We start from the raw sequence: 21,463 nt of genomic DNA on the forward strand, positions 1-21,463 counted from the left end.
TAGGTTTTAAACTTTTTCAGCGCCCTCTACAATTCACCGCTTTTTCCTTTTATAATAATGGACTTAATAACCGAGATGTTGATTCAATGATACGGTAATAAATTGACCTTGTTTTAAACACTTCTAATGAGAGCTGATTGGAATGCTCTAAATCATAAATATAATCACTAACAAGAGTAGTCACGCTTTTTGTTTGATATAAAAAGGCATTGACTTCAAAATTTAGATGAAAACTTCTCATATCCATATTTGACGTTCCAATCGAAGCAATTTCATTATCCACTATAATAATTTTACTGTGCATAAAGCCTCGATTATATTCATAAATCTTTACTCCTGCCTCAAGCAACTCTGGGAAATAAGAACGAGATGCATAAAACACGATTTTTTTATCAGGGCGATTTGGAACAAGAATTCGAACATCAATCCCACTTAATGCAGCAATCTTAAGTGCACTTAAAATATCCTCATCAGGAATAAAATACGGTGAAGCGATCCAAATCGATTGTTTGGCAGACGTAATCATCGAAAAGAACAGTTTCTTAATGATTTCCCATCGTTTGTCTGGTCCACTTGCAATCATCTGTACTCCGCCATCTTTCCCCTCATCAATTAACACGGGTGATAGGTAGCTAGGACGTAGTAATGCTTCTCTCGTGACATAATACCAATCCTGCAAAAAGATTAATTGTAGTGTTCGCACTGCTTCTCCTCTGACATATAAATGAGTATCACGCCATAGCCCAAAATATTGATTTTTACCTAGATACTCATCTCCTATATTCAACCCCCCAACAAATGCAACATGTCCATCAATCACAATGATTTTTCGATGGTTTCTATAATTGATTTTATTTGTTAAATAGGGCAATTTCACTGGCGAAAATGCCACCACTTCTACTCCTGCATTTTTCAAATCTTTAATATACGATTTTGAGAGTTTCCAACTTCCTACTGCATCATATAAAAACCTAACTTCAACACCAGCATTGGCTTTTTCAATGAGAACATCTTTTATTTCTTGACCAATCGTATCATGTCGAACGATATAGTACTCTAAATGAATATGGTGCTTCGCTAGTTTAAGCGCTTGCAATATATGGGCAAACGTTTCTTTTCCATCTGTAAGGACCTTGGTCTCTGTAGAAAAGGAGATCGGATTATTTCCAAGACGGTGTGCTAAACGGAAAAGAAGTTGCTGGTGACCACGCATTTTTTGAATTTGCTCTTCCTGTAATTGACGGTTCCCTTCTATTTTTTCAAATGCCTGTTCATCTTGTATAGCTTTTTCTGTAAACGATTTTTGTTTACGATAATTTTGACCAGTCATTAAATAAAAGAAGAAACCTACTAAAGGGAAGACTCCAAGAACGATGAGCCATGTTAGTGTTTTTGTTGGATTCCGATTTTCCAAGAAGATAACGATAGCAACAAAAAAGACGGAAATCGTAAACAACATACTAAAAGCTCCTACTACCCAGCCCTCCCAATATGCACGTGTTAAATATAAAATTGTTATCGTAATTAGGACAAAAGAAAGGATATTTATACGATTATACATAAGAAACTCCTTACTTTATTATCAGCTTATATTGTATTACCTTATAAAAAAGTAGCCGATTTCAAGTGAAATCGGCTATTGTATTATTTTTTGGGAAAGTTTTCACGAATCGTTTTAATTGCGTCATTTTCCATAATTACTTTACCATATTCTTTGATTCGAGATATCGTTAGTTCTGACTCATAGCCAAACTCTAAAATGTGGCTTAACATATTATCTTGCTCGTCTTCATTATATTGCTCATCCATAAAGATAACATGCAAATAATATCTGCCTTCGTAAAAATAGAAACCATTTTCAAAGTCTTCAATGAAAAAGCTATGACTTAAAGAGATGGCGTCTTCTAAGTCTTCGAAACCGATGACTAGCTCTAAAAACTCGTCCTCAACCGTAAGTTGTGGATCCCTAAATTGAGCATCTAGCATGTCTACAATGTTATCGTCTACAGGGATGTCGTTGCCTTTATCTGAAGAAACAGGAATTTCTAATTTTACGCTCCCATCAGAAATTTGACCTCTTGTCACTACAATTTCTAATCCTTTATCTAATGCTTGAACTTGAATCCATAACGGGCCTTCAATTTCAAAGTCTTCTCGGTCATGTGCCTCATTCATCATCTCGAAGAAGAGTTCTTCACTCCGCTCTCTGTTATACCATATTTCATCACGGTCAAAGCCGCGGTCCTCTATATCCTTATACGTTATATAAAACTTAATGGTAGAATCGTTTACTCTTTCGATTTCCATGGCCATTCTCCCTCCTTTAATGATGTTCGCATTTTGTTACAAACAAGCGGCTCTTTCTGTTTAATCTTATTTAATTGTGAGGGCATTTTATTCTTATTTCTATTTTATGATAAATCATATCAGAATGGAAATTAAAAATGCTGACTATTTCATCATTTAAAAAAAATCAACGTTTGCCTTACTCAATTATACATAAAAATTAGTTCTGTTATGCCTGTCTTTGTATACATATAGTAATACAAGCATATCAGAAAAGCATGTATTTAGACTATTTTCCCGAATTTCCTGTTTTTTGTCAATAGGAATAAGTTTGAAAAATAAGGATGGTTTTCATGTTTGATACAGAATTTCTTATTGCCCTATTAACGATTATCGGAATTGACATCGTACTTGGTGGAGATAATGCCATTGTTGTTGCACTTGCTTGTAGAAATCTCCCCGAGCACCAGAAAAACAAAGCAATTATTCTAGGAATTACTTTGGCTCTTGTGATTAGAGTAAGCTTAACTCTCATTGCAGTTCAACTATTAGAAATCCCCTTTTTGTTAGGAATTGGTGGGGCTCTTCTCATTTTTATCGCCTTTAACCTTTTAACCGATCAAGATAATTCTCAACATATTAACGGGGGTACTAGTTTGTTTGCTGCGATTAAAGCGATTCTATTGGCAGATTTATTGATGGGCTTTGATAATGTCATTGCCGTAGCCGGAGCTGCTCATGGCAATATGGCGTTAGTGATGATCGGACTTCTTGTTTCAGTTCCTATCATTATTTTTGGAAGTAAGCTTATTCTAGTAGGCTTTGAACGATTCCCGGTTATTATTTATATCGGTGCAGGCATATTAGCATTTACAGCCTCACGAATGATAAGTCATGAACCCATGCTTGAACCTTTATTTACGAGTCACCCCTATGTGACTGCTTGTTTCCAAATAGGTATCATTATATCTGTCATCATTATCGGTTACGTGAAGAACCGACGGGTTTTCGCCTGATACTATTAAACAAGAGGCTAGAACAAAAACAAAAACTTCTACAGGCTAAGGGCTTGTAGAAGTTTTTTTCTAGTTAACCATTCTTTGTGCTTCTTGTAAATGAAACGTACGAACATTACGTGGTAAGAACCGACGAATTTCTGCTTCGTTATAGCCAACTTGCAAACGCTTTTCATCAAAAATAATAGGACGTCTTAGTAATCCTGGATTCTCACTAATTAATTTGAATAAGGTTTGTAATGGCAATGTTTCTAGCTCAACATTAAGGTCTTGAAATACCTTTGAACGAGTTGAGATAATTTCATCTGTTCCATCTTCCGTCATACGAACTACTTCTTTTACCTCTTTCACTGTAAGTGGTGATGAAAAAATATTTCGTTCTTGAAATGGAATATTGTGTTCTTCTAACCATGCCTTCGCTTTACGGCATGATGTACAGCTTGGTGATGTAAGTAGGGTTACCATTTGATTGGACATCTCCCTTCATATCTATCAAATACGTTTTTATTAAAATAATTTTATTCTTACACTAATCATTATACAATAATAATTCTAATTTGAATAGACCTATGTAAGATATTTATACAATGATTATACAACTTCTTACCGACAAATTTCGTGTGTTTGAAGCTCTGTTATCATTACCCGCATTACTATAAGTGTAAACCTTTTTATATAATTTTTTTATTCCTTTTCATAGTTGTCACATGATTGTCACAATATATGTTTGTATATGTTTTGTTGATTATCACATTTTATAGTAACGTATAAGGGTAATTTGTTCTTCTTTTAATTAAGCTCTTTTCTCATAGATTGTTGCTCTAGCTATTGGACCACTAAACCAAGGGAAAGCTTGGCTCCAATAGCAACAAAGTTCACAAAAATAGCCTTTACTAATTAGAGTAGGAGTTGAAGACATGACCAACATGTTTAGCACATCTCGTATCGTCCTTGTTATTTTCGTTTTTCTATTCGTGATTTCTGCTTGTTCAAGCGATGAAATAACAAATGAAGGACAAGAGAGAACATCGTTACTTGTAGATGTTAGCGAAGTAACGGAATCAACAATAAAACAAACGCTTGAATTAACAGGTCAAGCATTGCCTCAAGAACAAATACCTTTATTTACAACGATTCCACTAGAAGTAACTGAAGTAGCCAAACAGGTTGGTGACTCCGTTACAAAAGGTGATTTAATTATTTCATTAAACGATGAAGAAGCTCGTAGACAAATTAACCAGGCTAAAGATGTAGTGAAAGAATTAGAGAACGCCGTATCCCAAGCCGAACAATTAAACCGCACAACCGAGCGAAACATTGAAGAACTTCGAGAGCTAGAAGCTGAGTTACAACAATCCTTGCAACGTTCTCAAGAAATGATTGAAAACTTAAGTGAAGACTCACCTGAACAATCTTTACTTGAATTCATTCAGCATTCACTTGAGTTATCAATGAAACAAGCACAACTCAGTCAAGCTGCTGGCGCTATTCAACAAACACCACCCATCAATATGATGGAACTTGACATGCAATTAGCTCAGGCCAAGGAAAATGTTAGACAAGCTGAACAGGCGTTACAAGCAACAGAGCTAACTGCTCCTATTGATGGCGTGATCGCTCAACTTGATGTCATAGAAGGGCAAACAGCCCTACCTAATAGTCCGTTAGCAACCGTTGTTGTTCTTGACCCAGTGATAGCTACCTTTTCAGCAAATCAATATCAGGTAGGAAAGATTTTTCCAGATATGGAAACTGAAGTGACTATTGATGGTCTAAACCTATCGTTTGACAGTACCATTTCGGTTGTATCACCTGTAGTAGATCCACAAACAAATACGTTCCTTGTCCAAATTCCTCTTGAAAACCAAGATTTGAGAATTCGTGGTGGAATGAGAACAACTGCTCTTATAGATTTAGATACCATTGAAGAAGCGTTAGTGATTCCTGTGGATAGTATTTTATATGATGATACTGGATCGTTTGTCTATCTTGCTGAAGATACCGAAGCAAGAAGACAAGACATTGTCATCGGGTCAAGAGAACAAAATCTTGTTGAAGTACTAGAAGGACTTGCAGTTGGTGACCGCGTCATCACGACTGGAAAAGAGAGAGTCACGGACGGGGCACAAATTACGATTAGAAACGAGTGACACTACTATGAAAATTGCAAAGCTTTCCGTATTAAGACCAGTTGCAATGGCTATGGTCATCGGCTTAATTGTAATTCTTGGACTCGTCTCTCTGCGTGATTTATCGGTCGATTTATTTCCAGAGATGACCTTTCCTATTGTTGCAGTGACGACTTCTTATGAAGGGGCTGGGCCGGAAGAAATTGAACAACTTGTAACTCAACCGATAGAAGAAGTCATGTCTAGTTTGCCTAACGTTGAGTCCGTTTCATCTACTTCACGTGCAGGAGGTTCCTTAGTTCTCGTTGCCTTCAATTGGGGAACCGACATGGATTTTGCGACTTTAAATATGCGCGAGCGAATCGATATGGTGCGAGATATGCTTCCTGAGGGAGTTGTTACTCCCCAAGTATTGCGGTTTGACCCAAGCATGCTTCCTATTGTTCAGTTGGCTGTAACCGAACCAAATGGTGACATTATTGAAGCTAGAAAATTAGTTGAAAATGAAATAAAGCCACGTTTTGACTCTGTTGATGGTGTTGCTTCGGTTTCAATTGAAGGGGGAGCGATTAAAGAAATTCAATTGCTTTCAGACCCTAACCAGCTAGCCCTTCATGGAATCACAATGACCGATATACAGCAAATATTGGCAAGTGAAAATTTAAATATTCCCGGTGGTCAAATTGTAGACCAAAATGTTAATTTACCTGTTCGTATTACAGGTGAATTCACCTCAATCTATGATATTAAAAGCTTACCTATTCCGACGACACAAGGGGTTGTTCCGCTTGAAACATTAGTTGATGTCGTTGAAACCCTTAGGCCAATGAATCAAAAAAGTTATTTAAATGGTGAACCAAGTGTTGGTATATCTATTTCAAAAGCGTCAGGAACGAATACCGTAGCAGTTGCTAGAGCCTTGAATGAAGAAATTGAACAACTTTCTGCAAGTTTACCTGAGGGTGTTCAAATAAAAAGTATCTTTGACCAAAGCCGATTTATTGAACAGTCGATTCGCGCTGTCGCTTGGAATATCATTGTCGGTAGTTTACTGGCTGCTGGTGTCTTATATTTCTTTTTACGAAATTTTAGAAGTACTTTAATTATTGGTTTTTCAATTCCAATTTCGATCATAACAACGTTTTTGTTTATGTATTTTAGTGGTCATACGCTCAATGTATTAACGTTGGGAGGTCTTGCCTTAGGTGTAGGGATGATGGTGGACAACTCAATTGTCATACTTGAAAATATCTATCGTCTCAAACAAAAAGGGTTATCCATAAAGGACGCAGCCATTGAAGGAACGAGTGAAATTGGTGGGGCCATCGTTGCATCTACATTGACAACTGTTGTCGTTTTTTTACCAATTGTTTTCGTTGAAGGATTAGCTGCACAGTTATTTAAACCGTTAGCCATTACTGTAGCCTTTTCCTTACTTGCTTCCCTCTTCACAGCCATTATTATTGTGCCTTTGTTTTCGTCTACTTTAATGAAGGATGATGTGGAGACCACTTCCTTTGATCATGGGTTCACTAGACTGAAGAAAGGTTACAAGAGGCTATTAGAGGCTGCTTTAAAACGACCTAAAACTGTATTAGCTTCCACTGGTATCTTGTTGGCGTTGTCACTAGCTGGAATTCCTTTTATCGGAACAGAATTCCTACCTGCTCAAGACCAAAGTTTTGTATCGATTGATGTTCGACTACCTGATGGAACTTCACTCGAAGCCACACAGCAAATTATAGATGAAATGGATGAAAAACTAGTTGGTATTTCTGAAATTGATCTTGCCTATGTAACTGTAGGAGGAACAGATAATTTTACCATTTCAGCTGGCTCTCAAACAAACCGAGCAACTTATAATTTATTGTTAACTGAACCAGGGCAACGGTCCCGTTCTGACTTAGAAGTTGCTGAACAATTAAGGCTTCGCTTTGCTGATATTCCCGTTGCAGACATATCGGTTTCATCCAGTGATAGTGGATTTACGGGTGACCCTATCTCTATCACTGTTAAGGGACGAGATACCGAAACATTAAATCAGCTATCGGAAGAAGTTATTTCTATCATATCTAAGGTTGAAGGTGTTCGTGAAGCCTCTTCTAACTTTACAACAGGTAGTCCGGAATTAACCGCTCATATTAACCGACAGACAGCCGCTACCTATGGGGTAGGTAGTGCACAAATCGCGACAACGATAAGCAATGCAACGAGAGGAATGGTTGCTACACGATTAGCACGCCAAGGTGAAGAACTTGAAGTTCGTTTAATTATGGATGAGCGCTATACTGATTCTGTAGAGTCCCTACAGCAAATATTAATTGATACACCAACCGGAGAGCGAATTCCATTATCAGCTGTTGCTACATTTGAACGAAGTGTTGGTCCAAGTACGATTCGTAGAGCGGATAGGTTACGAGAAGTAACGGTCTCTGCCTCCGTATTGGGTCGCGATTTAGGCAGTATTATGGATGAAATTAAAGTATCACTACGTGATGAGCTTGGCCCTGTTCTTCCTTCCGGATATTCGATATCGTTTGGAGGACAAGATGAGCAAATGATTGATGCGTTCACTAAACTTGCTGGCGCCATTGCCCTAGCTGTTGTTTTAGTATATATGGTGTTAGCCGGACGTTTTGAATCGTTTTATTATCCGCTTATCATCATGTTTTCTGTTCCAATAACCGTGATTGGTATTATCTTTGGATTGTTAGTCACGTTTCAACCATTCGGTGTTGGTTCCCTCGTCGGGGTCTTAATCTTGACTGGTATTGTCGTCAATAACGCTATCGTGTTAATCGATTATATCAATACGTTAAAAGCACGTGGATTAAGCACTTACGAGGCCATTATTGAAGCGGGTCCAACAAGACTACGACCTATATTAATGACCGCCCTTACAACGATTTTAGGGTTAATCCCATTAACTCTTGGATTTGGAGAAGGAACAGAAATTCAACAGCCGATGGCTATCGTGATTGTGTTTGGATTAACCTTCTCGACACTTATCACATTACTCCTGATTCCGACTGTGTATTACTTGTTAGACCGCCGTAAGGAAAAGAAAAACTTTACTGCAGAAGCGATGGAATAAAAAAAGCGACAAAGTCGGAGGGCACTGAAAAAGTTCGGTTTTTAACTTTTACAGTGCCCTCTAAAGTCGCCCTTTTTTATAAGCAAGGAGCGTAGCCACTGCCTTTTTTAAAAGTGTTTTACAAGTGCCTTTCTTGTAAAACACGCGCAGTGTGCGAAGTCCTTGCTCTTCCCTGAATCATCCTGCAGGACACCTTTGAACAACTTCAATTTATAAACTTTCTTATTCCATCATCTATTACCTTTCTAATACAAAAAAGAGACTGAGCAGTTTGCTCAGTCTCATCTATTTACTTTCATACGTTCTTATCTATCATGCTGTAATCTTTTGGGCGGCCGGACCTTGACTAGGTGATCTGCGTAGATTTTTAACATTTTTCTTAAAGAAGTCTTTAAGAATATTACGTTTCTTTTGGTTTCGGATTTTATCTTTTCTTTTCATCCTTACTCACCACCCTTACTTCAAATTCACGTTTCGGTTTCATCGTACGTTAACACTTCATCCACACCGCCATATGATTGTCCATATAGCTCTTTATCTTTGTACGTATGAATCGTTTCATACGTCATCTTCATTTTATCAAAAATACTCTCTTCTGACTCATCAATTGGTGACCAATATAAGATTTCTAATTGATTTATTTCATTAGTTGCCAATGAACGGCGTCGATATCCGATAGCCGAAGCATGCGCAAACCCTTCTCGTTCATAAAAGCGAAATCTTTTTTGGGTATCTGAATCTTCATAATCGAGAGGTTCGACTTCTAAAATGATCGGCTTATTTTTTGCTTTTAGCTTATCGAGTAACTGCTTTCCTAACCCTTGGCCTCTTGCTTTTTTTGAGACAAATAAATAATCAATAAACACAAAGTCATCCATTTCTACATACATCATCACATGATTTGGACCTTCGTCTTTAAAATAGATATCAGCTTTGTCTTTTAGTAGTAAATCGATATGCTCTTTCGACTTCATCTCTTCTATTGGAAAATATTGATTAAGTTTTTCATACCAATTCACTCTTCAATGACCTCCATTTTATCTTTGTATAATTAGTATATGCATAATTCACCCAACAATAAACAGGGATAAGTGCGGATTTCCAAGGGAAATTGACCCAATTGTTCGCTTGTGCGATATCACCTCTCTTTCCTATATAAATCGTTCAATCCCCTTTCATTTCCGATGGATTTCAGATAAAATAAGGATATAATGTCCAATTGACGTTTTTAGTCTGAGGAGGATACCAATGACAGCTTTTATTGTTGATTTTTTATTGTTAGCTGCAATTGTAATAGGACTTACCGCCTTAAATGGCATACTTACGAATGTGTTTGGAATGAAAATACTAGGTCGTGGGCAAGTTGACCGATATACAACTAAAAGCGCCGCAACCCAAACTGGGTGGAGAAAAGTTGGCGGAAAAAGTTAATGTAATAAAAGACCACTGAAAAAGAGCAGGGAATCAACCCTGCTCTTTTTTCAACTAATTTAACTTTATTTCCAACTGGATATTTATGTTAATATAAAAAAGATGTACAATTTAAAAAGATAGATTACTCACCTAAAGGCACAAATCTTTCTCCCTTGTAGGAAAAGATTTGTGCCTTTAACTATGAAACTAAAAAAATGTAAAATAATTAAAACTATTTGCTCCTACTTTTCGAATATATACATAGAGGAAGTAGCAGACGAAGTCGATATCTACTGTTGGAAATGAGGCAGACTTTATGAATGAAGAGGATAAATGGATAAGGAGTATTCAGCGTAAAGCAGACAATGAAGCTGCAAATAAGATAATAACAAAATATTATAAAGAGATTTACTCTTATATTTATCAGCAGACAATCAACAAAGAATTGTCACTTGATTTAACCCAAGAAGTTTTTATTCGAATGTTAAAGTCTATGCACCATTACGATTCGAAAAAAGCTTCCTTTCGCACTTGGCTACATAAGATAGCTACTTATCAAATCGTAGATTATTACCGCTCGAAAAATTATAAATACAGAACTGATGTTAGTCCCATTGAAGACTTTGAAATCATAGATTATGAGGACTTTATCCTATCCCTCGAATACAAGGAAGATATTGAAAAGATTAATGAAATTGTAAAGTACTTCAACAGTACAAACCAGCAAATAATAAGACTTAAACTTTTTGCTGACTATAGCTTCGTTGAGATCTCAAAGCTATTAAAAATAACTGAATCGACAGTGAAAACAAAGTATTATTCAACACTAAAAATAGTAAGAAAAGAATTAAAGGAGTGGTGCAAATGAAAAAGCAGCATTTTGAAATTGAATTTCCTGATGATAAGGTCATTGATGAACAAGTCCAATTAATCGTATCTAAAGGACTTCAACCAAATCAATCATTCTTTGCTTCTTTAAAAGGAATGTATTACCAAATAGGAATGAAATACCTTTTTCATGATGCAACAGAAATTATCTTTATGGTACTTATTTCAATTGCCATCCTCATTTTCATAGGCATTGATATTGGACAAAGTCTGAATCAAAATGGTGTAGTTTATTCAATTATTTTCATCTTATCACCCATTTTATATTTAGTAATGGTTAGTACTTCATACTTCAATACAAAACAGAATCAAACATTGGAAATTGAAATGACCTGTAAGTATAACATTTCTCAAGTAGCTGCTTTTCGGATGTTTATTTTTAGTATGATGAGTATTTTGGGAAACCTTTTCTTTATTTTAATAATCGCATTTGTCAACCCGGCAATAAATGTTATATTAGCCTTTATGATTTCTACAACTTCTCTGTTCTTATTTTCTACACTATTTCTTTATGTCATCACAAAAGTCAAAACAAAAAAAGTAAACTATATTTTTGGTATCAGCTGGATATTACTTAATTTACTATTGTATAAATTTAGTTTTGAATTCTATCATTTATTTTTAAAAAACCTGCCGATTTATGTCTACGGTATAATTACAATCATTTGTACCTTACTATATGCAAATCATTTAAATAAACTACTATCTTTTAAAAATAACGAAAGGGTGATGTACCATGTTGACAATACATAATGTAAGTAAAACATTTGGTAACTTTACTGCACTTAAAAATATTAACCTTGAATTTAGGAACGGAGTATATGGGTTATTAGCACCAAATGGCGCTGGTAAAACTACATTAATTAAAATGATGACAACTCTCATTTTTCCAAGCGAAGGAGAAATCCTATACCAAGGGCAGGAAATTAACAAACTCGGTGAGGATTATAGAGAAGTACTAGGATATTTGCCACAACAGTTTGGCTTTTATAAGCATTATAGCCCCAATAAGTATTTAAGTTATTTAGCTGCACTAAAGGGGCTCGATAGAAAAACTTCCAAAGATAAGATTAGTGAATTACTGAAGTTGGTAGCATTAGAGGATGTAGCCGATAAAAAAATGAAAAAATTTTCTGGTGGTATGATACAGCGTGTTGGCATAGCACAAGCCATGCTTAATAATCCTAAAGTATTAATATTAGATGAGCCAACTGCAGGTCTAGATCCAAAAGAGCGTGTAAGATTCAGGAATTTACTTTCAGAGTTAGCTAGAGATAGGATTATTATTCTTTCCACTCACATTGTGTCAGATGTTGAATCGATTGCAAATGAAATTGTTATGATTAAAGACAAAGAAGTTCTTTATAAAGACAAGGTTAAACCGATTTGTCAAACCCTTGATGGACTCGTATTTGAAACGGAAGTCCCATTTGATGAAATGACAATATTTAGACAAAATTACTTATCTTTATCTGAAAAGCAAGCAGATGAAAACATGCTAGTAAAGTTTATCTCTAAAGGGGAAATTAACCCATTATGGAGGCGGGTTACACCTAATTTAGAGGATGTATTTTTGTATGTTTATCAGGACGGAGAAACCATATAGATGGACATCAAGCTGTTTGAAATTAAAAAGGTGTTTACGTCGCCCTCCATACTAGTTCTGATTCTATTGTTTATCACTTTTAATTTGTTTATTGTCTTTGAACATCGTGGTATGAGAGAAGAATTATTAACCGTAACTCATTTAGTTGACCTATACGGAGTTGAAATAAATGAGAATATGATACAAAAAATTGAAAAAGATTACGAAGTTGCATTGCAAACAGTTAAAAAACTTTCATCTGAAAGAGCTTCAGTACCGTTTCAAAGTGCCGGAGAGTTTTTTGAAATCTATTATCAAAATGAAACACTTTTTAGTGAAGAGGAAAAATCATTTTTTACCGAAATCGTCATCATTGAAAATTACTTACATCTGGTAAAGGACATTGATGAAGTCTATGAAGGACTTAATATAATGGGGGTGGCTGAGGGAGAAATAGCTAAGTATCAGTTATCGGGACAAGCTGCCCAGACAGTAAGAAGGAATTATAGTCAATTAGAGAACAGGGTTGCCAGTCTTATTGAAAATAATGAACACAAACATTTATTTTTTATCGGAAAGATATATGGAATGCATTCTTTATTATTTAAACAGCTTTTTTCAAGCATGATTTACCAAATTATGATTCTTGTTGTATTAACAACAGCTTTTCTAACCAATTATGAATTTGAAAGCAAGACGCAGCTTCTCATGTATTCTACAAAGCGAGGAAGAAGACTTGCCATTGATAAGCTGACGGTATCGCTGCTTAGTACGGTAGCCATTACTTCATCTATTCTACTACCAACATTACTAGCCTTTTTCTCAATGTTTAACTATAAGGGCCTCTGGCATGTGCCCATCAGTAATTTTTTCAACTGGGAACCTCCACTTCTGCCGTACATCTCGTGGTGGAATCTATCGTTCCTACAATTTTTACTTTGTACTATTCTTGTTGTTTATGTAGCTTCCATTCTATTTTCAGCTATCACTTTTATCATTTCTATCTTTATAAAAAATAGCTATCTAGTTTTCTTTATCTTTGTAATTCTATTTGGTGTCTCTCTTCTTGCTATTCAGTTTTTTCCAAGGGATGGAATTCTTATTTTTATCACAGCATTTACTCCATTCGTTTTAATCATAAATCCCTCGGTTTGGTTTATGGAAAGCGGGGCGTTTACAACATTTAAGTATTATGAAGTCATTACCCTTTGCTCCTGGCTTCTATTGTTATTCATCTTAAGTCTGATGAGCTACAAAAAATTTACCCACGAGGAAATAAATTAAAGGAGGATCGCAATGCGCATTATTTGGAATGAACTAATAAAGATATTTGAGATAAAAATGATATTATTGCTCCTTATTATGAGCTCGATTATGTATTTCTTATTTATTTCGTTTTACTTTGAGCATTTTCCAAACGGAAGGCCGGAACTAGATTATTATAATATAAGCATTGAAATGTTACATAATTATGGAAGCACACTAGATGAGAAAGAATTTTTACATTTTAAGCAAGTCTATGAACATGAAGTGGAAAAAGCCAATCACCTATTGGCACAGCACGAAATGGCAATAGAGGCAGGAATCACAACATATGAACAGTTAGTTGATACAGAATTACAAAATGAACTTAAAGAGAATACGAGGAATCAAATCATCTTTGAAGAAGAAGTAGATTTTTATTGGGAATTAGAGGCTAGAGAATATTTTATTGATAATTATGAGTACAAAGACTATTACTCCTTTGACGGTTTAAATGACAAGCAAATCGAGAGGATTGAACATGTACTCCAATCTGATACATATACCTCTATCTTTCCTTATCTTATCTTTGAGAATTATAGAAATTTGATACAGTATGTATCCATAGTAATATTTTTAAGCTTAATGTTTATGCTAGCTCCCATATTTATTCGAGATAAAAGGAATAACGTTATTTTCATTCAGTATTCGTCAAAGATGGGAAGAAGATTGTTTGTAAAAAAAATAGTTGCCGCTTTGCTAGCAGCGTTTATAATTATCACGGCTCATTTCATTCTCTTTTTTATCATATATTCTACTAACAATGTCTACATGTTTTTTAATCAACATATTATGTCTGTTCTCAACTTTTCTGATTTTTGGTATGACTTAACATTTATTCAATATATCTTATTGACGGTTGTTGGAATATACTTGATAGGTTTTGCGCTTACATTATTCATCGTCTTCATCTCAAACTTTGCACCAAATTACCTTACATTAATTGGTGGACACATTCCACTTGTCTTTGTAACAATAGCGTTTATCGTACATTATCTTATCCTTGAAATAGCATCTATCCGAATCCCTCAATACTATGGCATGTTGTTCTATCTCTTGTTGGGAACGCTATCAATAATCGTTATATATTTCAACTCAAGAAAAGAAAAAACAGCTGATATTCTAGCATAATGGATTTCACCGTTTCTTTAGAATGGTTCCACGATTTCTTTAAGTTTGGGTAAACTTATATATAGCCTGAAGTAAACATCAATCCATTACCTCATTGGTCATGAAAAAAATCTTTAACACTTTTTCAGAGTGTTAAAGATTTTTTTGCAACTAAGGTACAGTTTTTCTTTTATTAGTTATATCAACTTACGGAGTATAGTTCACATTCGGTGTATATCGATTGGTCGCATTCCAAATTAAATATTCATTGATTCCATTGTCTTGCAACGCCCGAATTTGCGCTTCGACTTCTTCTTTTCCATACGAAATGTAATTTCCAGAACCAAGCCAGCTTGCTGTAAAATCTTGAATCCAGGGCCTGGAGACGGGTTGATTTTCAAGAGCACCTAATACTTCATTTTCCACTTTAGCATACGCATCAACTAGCTCATACGGGTGTAAGTCTGGCTTAGCAATTCCAAAGTACGACGTCCAATGACTCGGATAAATCATTGAAGAAATAACATCGACATTCTCTGAAATTTTTGAAAAGTTTTGACCTATTCCTGGAGCTTCACTAATCGTTGCTGCATATCCGAATATATCAACAGATACATCTACTTGATACGGTTCTAGTTGTTCACGGGCGTATGCTACAAAATCAGTAACGGCACTAACACGTTTTTGGACGTTATCCTCATCACCACCCTCATATTCTCCAACCCCATATTGCAGTTCAGCATCTCTTCGTTCAAATCCTTCAGGGAAACGAACATAGTCAAACTGAATTTCCTGGAATCCAAGTTGAGCCGCTTTTTCTGCAATCGCTACATTATATTCCCAGACTTCTTTTAAAAACGGATTCACAAATGCTTCACCCCGGTTGTTCTTCCACACTTCTCCGTCTGGTGTTTTAAAAGATAAGTCAGGTCTAGCTTCTGCTAATACAGAATCCTTGAAGACTACCACTCTGGCAATCGGGTAAATTTGCTTTTCTTCTAGCACTTTCATCATGCCTTCTATATCCCCTATAAAATTTTTAGAGATATCATAAAAAGGGGAGTCTTCATCAGGTCGATACGTTAAATAACCGTGGTCCTCCTTAATGTCGATTACCATAGCATTCAAATCCGTACTTTCCACCAAATCAAGAAGAGATTCGAATCTTGCCCCACCCGCACTATTTCCAGTAACATAGATACCTCTGACCGCATCTGGATAAGTAAAAGAGTAACCAGAATCAAAAAACGTAAGAAATCGAGGTAATTCCTCTGGTAACTGTAAAGATACAAATCCCACTTCCTTAGTACTATGGAAGTTTACTATAGGGCTCTGCTCCTCTGCACTTACTGAGTACATACACCCAACACTAATGAAAAATAACACAATGAAACTACCTACAAGCTTTTTTGTTTGTTTTTTCATTACATTCACGCCTTTTTTTATTAGTCCTGTTACTAATACTATGTCCTAATCTTCATCTTTAACATCAACATCTTCAGGAATTTCTTCATTTTCGGCAAGACGGAATTCTATAATTCTTTTTTCAATTTGTTCTTTATGCCATCTGAACTGCTCTTTATTCACTAAATACTCTTTTCCGTCATGAACGGCGGTGAGGTTTCCCACTCTAATTTGTTCTTGTAAATATTCTGGAGTCACATTTAAAAACTCTGCTAATTCATCTACTGTTATGTACATGTCCACTCCTCCTTAGTTGAAGTATAGCGATAAATGGTAGGAATTGCGACCTAAAATGTAGTATTTGCTCAAGTCTCATTTGCCAAGATTGACTATGCTTCAGAATTTCATCCAGACCCAGCTATTTCACGTTCACTAATTGTATATTACTGCTCATCCATTGCTGATGATTTAGCCATTGTTCAACAATTTGGTGAAGCAAATCTGGTTTTCCTAATGATATTCCATGACCTATGTCTTCGAACACATGACCTGTGCAATTTACATTACTCTTAGGCAAATCTACTACTGATATTTTCATAATGCCTTTCTCTTTTTGTCCTACAGTTACAAGTATGTTTGCTGTTGCTTGCGAAAATTGTTCGGGTATTGAAAAAGTCATGTTTTCAATCATGATTCGATGAAAGGTTTGAAACGACATCTTGCATGTTTCTTGATAATACGTTTCGAATAACTCACTATCAATGTATAACGTTTTAGCTTGAAGTTTAGAAAAACTTTTCCTTTTTACTAAGGGATAAAAGATAGATAAAGATTTTATAAACATAGTAGCAAACTGGATCGGTCTGAACAATGCACTATTAATCATGGCATAATCAATATCATTCGGTCTTTGACTAAGCATGGCTATTACTACTTGAGCTCCTAAAGAAAATCCAATGACAATGACTTGTTTATCTTTTCTTTTTTCTTGTATGAGGTCAAGGATTTGATTCGCACTATCATCAATAGAGAAGGGTGTTTCTTTGAAACTTTCCCCTTGCTCCGGTAAGTCGGTAACGATACAGTGATAAGATGAAAAATAACGAACCTGTTTATTCCAAATCCAACCACTTACTCCTCCTCTATGTAAAAAAAACATGAGCGGCCCATTTTTATCTCCATGCTCCGTGTAGTTCATTATAGTAATACTTCCTTTATCATCTCAACTCGATTGCCAAAAGGGTCTCTAAATTCAAATCGTTCATAGCCGGGAATGGCAACAGATTCTTCAACTTTTATATGATGTTGCTCTAATCTCTTTTTCCAATACGAGATATCATCTACTTCATATGCGAGATGTGCTTTTGTCGTATTCCTGTCAAAACCGTCTTCGGTTCCCACATGAACCTGGTAACTTCCTAAATCAAGCCAAAACCCACCGCGCCCTTTTAAAGACTCAGGCTTTTCTATTTCCTTTAACCCTAAAACGTCGCAATAAAACCTCTTACCTTCCGTTTCTTTCCCTTTTGGAATTGTAATTTGTGCGTGATGTAACCCAAGAATCATCAATTAACGCCTCCTCGTACAAATTATTCTCCTTCAATTATATCCTTTTACGAGATATATTTGGATATTTTTGTTTATAATGATGTTTGTCTTCTCGAGATATGAAGTAAATGGCGACCAAAATAATCGCTAATCCAAACAAATGGTGCAATAGAAAGGGTTCCTTTAACAATAAAACAGAAAGAAGAACTGTACTAAGTGGAAGTACACTCGTTAACACACCAACCGCCGACGCAGGTAATTTGGCTAACCCTTCATACATTAAAAGAAACGCTAGAACCGTTACGATTACTGCAAAGTACAAAATGAGGGCCCAGTCTGTACTAGATGTAAAATCATATTGAGTCTTTTGAATCTCGTATATCGCTAACGGCATAAAAAGTATTCCACCAATAAGAGAAACAGAAGTTGATATGGCCAAAGGACTGAGCCTACTAGAAAGGGATTTACCCAAAATAATAAACAATGCTTCTCCTAATACAGCACCTACTATCAATACATTTCCAACTATACTACTTACCTCATCTCCTTGGATTGATCCAAACAGATGCAAAACGAATACTCCTGTAACTGCTAGGATGACACCACTACTCTGAAATGTAGTTAGCTTTTCCCTTAACATAATAATAGCTAAAATGGCGACCATTGCAGGTAACGTACTTGTGATAATTCCTGCTTCCACTGCCGATGTGTATGTTAAGCCATAAAGCATTAGAATACTAAATAAAAAGACACCCGTTACAGATTGAAGAATTAAAATCCCCCATTCTCGTCGAGTTATCGAAGGAAGCCCTTCTTTCCACAACAGTAATGGGACGAATATAATCGATGCCAAAATAAATCGTAAAGCAGAAGCTATAAATATTGGTATATGATCAACCATTACTTTTCCGGCAACGACAGAACTTCCTACAATACACATCGCTATGATTACTTTTAGAAAAGCTACCTTTCTTACACCCATATAACCACTCCGTTCATTTAATTGTTTTCCAATATTGCAACATAATGTAAAATTAACAATAGGAAGTGGTTTGTTGTAGAGCCAATTAAATGCTTTTTTCCAAACCAATTTATGAAACTGGAGGAATGGTATATGGCTTGGATTGAAATTGATAGGACGTCTGATGTTCCATTGCTACACCAAATATATCTTACTCTTCGAAAACAAATCTTAACAGGTGTTTACCCAGCAGGGACCAAACTGCCTTCAAGTAGAGAATTAGCTGAAAAAATACAAGTGTCCCGTACTATCATCGTTGAAGTGTATGATCAATTACTAGCAGAAGGTTATTTATTTACGAAGACAGGTTCTGGTACTTTTGTCGAAACTGGAGTTCAATTAAACGATGTTCACCTAGCAAACACTACGAATATTATGGAGGAAACTGATGACCCTATTGAGCACGAAATCATAGTAGACTTCCGCTCTGGTGTTCCAGCCTTAGACTTGTTTCCCCGAAAAAAGTGGGCTCGAGTTGTAAAAGAAGTTTATGAAAAGAGCTCTCCTTATTTATTTGGGTACAATCGTCCTGAAGGAAATGAAGAGTTACGTCAAACGATTTCAAACTATCTTTATAAAACAAGAGGAATTGCTTGTCATTCTAGACAAATAATAATCACATCTGGCGCCACCCAAGCGCTTTCTTTATTAGCAAAATTACTTCATAAGGGCGATGAAGTCATCATTGAAAACCCAATAAACAAAGAATTACGAGAAATATTTACGCAAAAAGGAGCAACAACCATCCCCATTGAGGTTGATCAATTTGGATTAAAAACCGAGCTCCTGCCTCCTGACAGCAAACCAAAGTTCATTATTGTCACACCGTCTCATCAATTTCCATTAGGGGGCACGCTCCCCATTCAAAGACGAATTGAACTCATTGAATATGCAAAAAGAAGAGGGAGTTACATCATCGAGGATGATTACGATAGCGAATACCGCTACGCCGGACCTCCTGTTAGTTCACTACAGGGCTTATTTCCAAGTGGAGTTATTTATGTCGGAACCTATAGTAAAGTCCTCTCTCCAAGCTTACGGCTAGGGTATCTCATCTTTCCTCCCTCATTGCTCGAAAGGATTACATCCATTAAACGATTTACCGATTATCACTCACCAACGATGGAGCAGCTGATTTTATCACGATTTATACAAGAAGGCCATTTAGAAAAACACATTACTGCGATGAGGAAAATCTATAAACAGAGGCGAGATACTTTAATAGATAGTTTAACAACAGAGTTCCCCAATGAAGTTACTATTCTAGGTGCTTCAACAGGACTTCACCTAGTTGCTCAATTTTCAAATGTGATTTTTACGAAAGAAAAAATAAAACAAATTAGAAAAAAAGGAGTTCACATTGTTTCAGTAGAAGAACATACAATTGGAATCCATACCCACTCAGATAAAATTATATTAGGCTATGGTAACCTTACGCCTGACGAAATCAGAGATGGTGTCCAACGATTAAAAAAAGGCATTGTTTGTATCGAGAAAGAATAGGAAATGTGAGGGGATATATGGTGAGTACGCAAACGATCACTTATAAAAACGACGCTTCAATAACAGCCGAACAACTGTCTTCCGTTTTTAAAGCTTCAGGGATTAAAAGACCTTCTGATGATTTAGAAAGGCTAGAGAGCATGATTCACCACGCAAATATTCTTATCACAGCATGGGACTCTGATAAACTCATTGGTGTTGCAAGAGCGATTACGGATTATAGTTATTGTTGTTACTTATCAGATTTAGCTGTTAGGTTAGACTACCAAAGCCAAGGGATTGGTCGCGAACTTGTCCAAAGAGTACAAGAGACAATCGGTGAGGAAGTTGCGTTAATTTTATTGTCTTCACCAACTGCAATGCAATATTACCCAAAACTCGGCTTTGAAAAAATTGATAACGGCTTTAAGATTGCGAGAAAAAGATAAGTACATTTCTAGGCAGTTTAATTGACTAAAAAAAGCTTGTCAGCAGAAATTCTTAACTGACAAGCTTTTTTATTAATGTAACAATTGCATAACTGAGAAAAAGTGCATGATTGTTCCAGCTACGACAAATAGGTGCCAAATCATATGATGATACTTAAATCCTCGCCACACATAAAAAATGGCTCCAATAGAATATAAAACTCCACCTATGACTAAAAACACGATTCCTGCCTGGACCACATTTTCAACAAGAGGATTCCAAGCAACAATTACGCCCCAACCCATTAACAAGTAAAGTAATGTGGATACGTATAAGTATTTTTTTACAAAAAAGGCTTTAAACACTGTTCCTCCGATGGCAATGCCCCAAATAATACCAAATATCGTCCATCCAAGCCAACCTTGAACAGCTATAAATAAAAACGGCGTATACGTACCGGCAATAAAAAAGTAAATCGAGGAATGGTCTAATACTTCAAATACATCTTTAGCTTTTCCTTTAGGAAGAGCATGAACAAATGTTGAGGAGAAATATAAAATCACCATGGTCACACCAAAGATTGTAAAGCTTACGACATGCCACGCATTCCCGTACAAGGAAGAGAATACAATTAATAAAACCAACGCTGCAATACTTAACAATGCACCAATCCCATGGGTAATTGAATTTGCAATTTCTTCTCCCGTTGAAAAAGTATGAGTATTAGCCATTTTCATCCATTCCTTTCATTCCTAA

Annotated in this window: 21 protein-coding genes; 11 read left to right on the plus strand and 10 right to left on the minus strand. The window is 35.9% G+C overall.

Going from position 1 to position 21,463, the window contains the following annotated elements; genetic code table 11:
- Window positions 1-49: 49 nt before the first annotated feature.
- Entirely contained in the window at window positions 50-1,561 is a 1,512-nt protein-coding gene (cls, locus tag BK585_RS17180) for a cardiolipin synthase (RefSeq protein WP_078555168.1), read from the minus strand.
- Between the two features lie 83 nt (window positions 1,562-1,644).
- Window positions 1,645-2,307: an adaptor protein MecA gene (gene mecA, locus BK585_RS17185; protein WP_078556878.1), complete on the minus strand. Its 663-nt coding sequence runs from the start codon at window positions 2,305-2,307 to the stop codon at window positions 1,645-1,647.
- A 332-nt stretch (window positions 2,308-2,639) separates the two neighbouring features.
- On the opposite strand from mecA, the gene BK585_RS17190 reads away from it, so the two are divergent.
- Entirely contained in the window at window positions 2,640-3,302 is a 663-nt protein-coding gene (locus BK585_RS17190) for a TerC family protein (protein ID WP_078555169.1), read from the plus strand.
- A 69-nt stretch (window positions 3,303-3,371) separates the two neighbouring features.
- Here BK585_RS17190 and spxA read toward each other — a convergent pair whose 3' ends face one another.
- The gene (gene spxA, locus BK585_RS17195) at window positions 3,372-3,767 is read right to left on the minus strand and encodes a transcriptional regulator SpxA (RefSeq protein WP_078555170.1); all 396 of its coding nucleotides are present in this window, start codon (window positions 3,765-3,767) and stop codon (window positions 3,372-3,374) included.
- A 452-nt stretch (window positions 3,768-4,219) separates the two neighbouring features.
- On the opposite strand from spxA, the gene BK585_RS17200 reads away from it, so the two are divergent.
- Both BK585_RS17200 and BK585_RS17205 read left to right on the plus strand, forming a co-directional pair.
- Window positions 4,220-5,452 carry an efflux RND transporter periplasmic adaptor subunit gene (locus tag BK585_RS17200; protein ID WP_078555171.1) on the plus strand — a complete coding sequence of 411 codons (1,233 nt, stop codon included), beginning with the start codon at window positions 4,220-4,222 and terminating at the stop codon, window positions 5,450-5,452.
- A gap of 7 nt (window positions 5,453-5,459) precedes the next feature.
- A complete protein-coding gene (locus BK585_RS17205; protein ID WP_078555172.1) occupies window positions 5,460-8,525 on the plus strand; it encodes an efflux RND transporter permease subunit in 3,066 nt (1,021 codons plus the stop codon).
- A 467-nt stretch (window positions 8,526-8,992) separates the two neighbouring features.
- Here BK585_RS17205 and BK585_RS17210 read toward each other — a convergent pair whose 3' ends face one another.
- Window positions 8,993-9,544 carry a GNAT family N-acetyltransferase gene (locus BK585_RS17210; protein WP_078555173.1) on the minus strand — a complete coding sequence of 184 codons (552 nt, stop codon included), beginning with the start codon at window positions 9,542-9,544 and terminating at the stop codon, window positions 8,993-8,995.
- A 229-nt stretch (window positions 9,545-9,773) separates the two neighbouring features.
- Here BK585_RS17210 and BK585_RS17215 point away from each other — a divergent pair, with 229 nt between their 5' ends.
- The 6 genes from BK585_RS17215 to BK585_RS17240 all read left to right on the plus strand — a co-directional run bounded on the left by BK585_RS17215 (window position 9,774) and on the right by BK585_RS17240 (window position 14,844).
- Window positions 9,774-9,956: a hypothetical protein gene (locus BK585_RS17215; protein ID WP_078555174.1), complete on the plus strand. Its 183-nt coding sequence runs from the start codon at window positions 9,774-9,776 to the stop codon at window positions 9,954-9,956.
- Window positions 9,957-10,254: 298 nt separating this feature from the next.
- Window positions 10,255-10,806 (plus strand): RNA polymerase sigma factor, encoded by a 552-nt coding sequence (locus BK585_RS17220; RefSeq protein ID WP_078555175.1) that lies wholly within the window; start codon window positions 10,255-10,257, stop codon window positions 10,804-10,806.
- On the plus strand, window positions 10,803-11,579 hold the full coding sequence (locus BK585_RS17225) for a hypothetical protein (protein WP_078555176.1): 777 nt from the start codon (window positions 10,803-10,805) through the stop codon (window positions 11,577-11,579). The genes BK585_RS17220 and BK585_RS17225 overlap by 4 nt, the downstream gene beginning before the upstream one ends.
- The gene (locus BK585_RS17230; RefSeq protein WP_078555177.1) at window positions 11,563-12,432 is read left to right on the plus strand and encodes an ABC transporter ATP-binding protein; all 870 of its coding nucleotides are present in this window, start codon (window positions 11,563-11,565) and stop codon (window positions 12,430-12,432) included. Before BK585_RS17225 ends, BK585_RS17230 begins: the two co-directional genes overlap by 17 nt.
- Window positions 12,433-13,695 carry a hypothetical protein gene (locus tag BK585_RS17235; protein ID WP_078555178.1) on the plus strand — a complete coding sequence of 421 codons (1,263 nt, stop codon included), beginning with the start codon at window positions 12,433-12,435 and terminating at the stop codon, window positions 13,693-13,695.
- Window positions 13,696-13,707: 12 nt separating this feature from the next.
- Window positions 13,708-14,844, plus strand: coding sequence for a hypothetical protein (locus tag BK585_RS17240; RefSeq protein ID WP_078555179.1), 1,137 nt, complete (start codon window positions 13,708-13,710; stop codon window positions 14,842-14,844).
- 186 nt (window positions 14,845-15,030) lie between these two features.
- Here the strand turns inward: BK585_RS17240 and BK585_RS17245 are convergent, their stop codons facing one another.
- The 5 genes from BK585_RS17245 to BK585_RS17265 all read right to left on the minus strand — a co-directional run bounded on the left by BK585_RS17245 (window position 15,031) and on the right by BK585_RS17265 (window position 18,757).
- Window positions 15,031-16,248 (minus strand): putative glycoside hydrolase, encoded by a 1,218-nt coding sequence (locus BK585_RS17245; protein WP_078555180.1) that lies wholly within the window; start codon window positions 16,246-16,248, stop codon window positions 15,031-15,033.
- Between the two features lie 45 nt (window positions 16,249-16,293).
- Window positions 16,294-16,524: an excisionase family DNA-binding protein gene (locus tag BK585_RS17250; protein ID WP_078555181.1), complete on the minus strand. Its 231-nt coding sequence runs from the start codon at window positions 16,522-16,524 to the stop codon at window positions 16,294-16,296.
- Window positions 16,525-16,645: 121 nt separating this feature from the next.
- Window positions 16,646-17,425: an alpha/beta fold hydrolase gene (locus BK585_RS17255; protein ID WP_078555182.1), complete on the minus strand. Its 780-nt coding sequence runs from the start codon at window positions 17,423-17,425 to the stop codon at window positions 16,646-16,648.
- Window positions 17,425-17,793, minus strand: a complete 369-nt coding sequence (locus BK585_RS17260; protein ID WP_078555183.1) for a VOC family protein — start codon at window positions 17,791-17,793, stop codon at window positions 17,425-17,427. Before BK585_RS17260 ends, BK585_RS17255 begins: the two co-directional genes overlap by 1 nt.
- Before the next feature lie 37 nt (window positions 17,794-17,830).
- Complete coding sequence (locus BK585_RS17265; protein ID WP_078555184.1) at window positions 17,831-18,757, minus strand: DMT family transporter; 927 nt, start codon at window positions 18,755-18,757, stop codon at window positions 17,831-17,833.
- Between the two features lie 132 nt (window positions 18,758-18,889).
- Between BK585_RS17265 and pdxR the strand changes: the two genes are divergently transcribed.
- Window positions 18,890-20,299 carry a MocR-like pyridoxine biosynthesis transcription factor PdxR gene (pdxR, locus tag BK585_RS17270; protein WP_078555185.1) on the plus strand — a complete coding sequence of 470 codons (1,410 nt, stop codon included), beginning with the start codon at window positions 18,890-18,892 and terminating at the stop codon, window positions 20,297-20,299.
- A 20-nt stretch (window positions 20,300-20,319) separates the two neighbouring features.
- On the plus strand, window positions 20,320-20,727 hold the full coding sequence (locus tag BK585_RS17275) for a GNAT family N-acetyltransferase (protein ID WP_245805857.1): 408 nt from the start codon (window positions 20,320-20,322) through the stop codon (window positions 20,725-20,727).
- A gap of 72 nt (window positions 20,728-20,799) precedes the next feature.
- Here BK585_RS17275 and trhA read toward each other — a convergent pair whose 3' ends face one another.
- On the minus strand, window positions 20,800-21,438 hold the full coding sequence (trhA, locus tag BK585_RS17280; protein ID WP_078555187.1) for a PAQR family membrane homeostasis protein TrhA: 639 nt from the start codon (window positions 21,436-21,438) through the stop codon (window positions 20,800-20,802).
- Window positions 21,439-21,463 lie beyond the last annotated feature (25 nt).

The sequence above is a fragment of the Bacillus alkalicellulosilyticus genome, from assembly GCF_002019795.1.
GTDB lineage: Bacteria > Bacillota > Bacilli > Bacillales > Bacillaceae_F > Bacillus_AO > Bacillus_AO alkalicellulosilyticum.

Bases quoted from the DNA above. Each gene is read 5' to 3' on its own strand.
- cls (WP_078555168.1), bottom strand. From the start codon at position 1,561: ATGTATAATCGTATAAATATCCTTTCTTTTGTCCTAATTACGATAACA.
- mecA (WP_078556878.1), bottom strand. From the start codon at position 2,307: ATGGAAATCGAAAGAGTAAACGATTCTACCATTAAGTTTTATATAACG.
- BK585_RS17190 (WP_078555169.1), top strand. From the start codon at position 2,640: ATGTTTGATACAGAATTTCTTATTGCCCTATTAACGATTATCGGAATT.
- spxA (WP_078555170.1), bottom strand. From the start codon at position 3,767: ATGGTAACCCTACTTACATCACCAAGCTGTACATCATGCCGTAAAGCG.
- BK585_RS17200 (WP_078555171.1), top strand. From the start codon at position 4,220: ATGACCAACATGTTTAGCACATCTCGTATCGTCCTTGTTATTTTCGTT.
- BK585_RS17205 (WP_078555172.1), top strand. From the start codon at position 5,460: ATGAAAATTGCAAAGCTTTCCGTATTAAGACCAGTTGCAATGGCTATG.
- BK585_RS17215 (WP_078555174.1), top strand. From the start codon at position 9,774: ATGACAGCTTTTATTGTTGATTTTTTATTGTTAGCTGCAATTGTAATA.
- BK585_RS17220 (WP_078555175.1), top strand. From the start codon at position 10,255: ATGAATGAAGAGGATAAATGGATAAGGAGTATTCAGCGTAAAGCAGAC.
- BK585_RS17225 (WP_078555176.1), top strand. From the start codon at position 10,803: ATGAAAAAGCAGCATTTTGAAATTGAATTTCCTGATGATAAGGTCATT.
- BK585_RS17230 (WP_078555177.1), top strand. From the start codon at position 11,563: ATGTTGACAATACATAATGTAAGTAAAACATTTGGTAACTTTACTGCA.
- BK585_RS17235 (WP_078555178.1), top strand. From the start codon at position 12,433: ATGGACATCAAGCTGTTTGAAATTAAAAAGGTGTTTACGTCGCCCTCC.
- BK585_RS17240 (WP_078555179.1), top strand. From the start codon at position 13,708: ATGCGCATTATTTGGAATGAACTAATAAAGATATTTGAGATAAAAATG.
- BK585_RS17245 (WP_078555180.1), bottom strand. From the start codon at position 16,248: ATGAAAAAACAAACAAAAAAGCTTGTAGGTAGTTTCATTGTGTTATTT.
- BK585_RS17250 (WP_078555181.1), bottom strand. From the start codon at position 16,524: ATGTACATAACAGTAGATGAATTAGCAGAGTTTTTAAATGTGACTCCA.
- BK585_RS17255 (WP_078555182.1), bottom strand. From the start codon at position 17,425: ATGAACTACACGGAGCATGGAGATAAAAATGGGCCGCTCATGTTTTTT.
- BK585_RS17260 (WP_078555183.1), bottom strand. From the start codon at position 17,793: ATGATTCTTGGGTTACATCACGCACAAATTACAATTCCAAAAGGGAAA.
- BK585_RS17265 (WP_078555184.1), bottom strand. From the start codon at position 18,757: ATGGGTGTAAGAAAGGTAGCTTTTCTAAAAGTAATCATAGCGATGTGT.
- pdxR (WP_078555185.1), top strand. From the start codon at position 18,890: ATGGCTTGGATTGAAATTGATAGGACGTCTGATGTTCCATTGCTACAC.
- trhA (WP_078555187.1), bottom strand. From the start codon at position 21,438: ATGGCTAATACTCATACTTTTTCAACGGGAGAAGAAATTGCAAATTCA.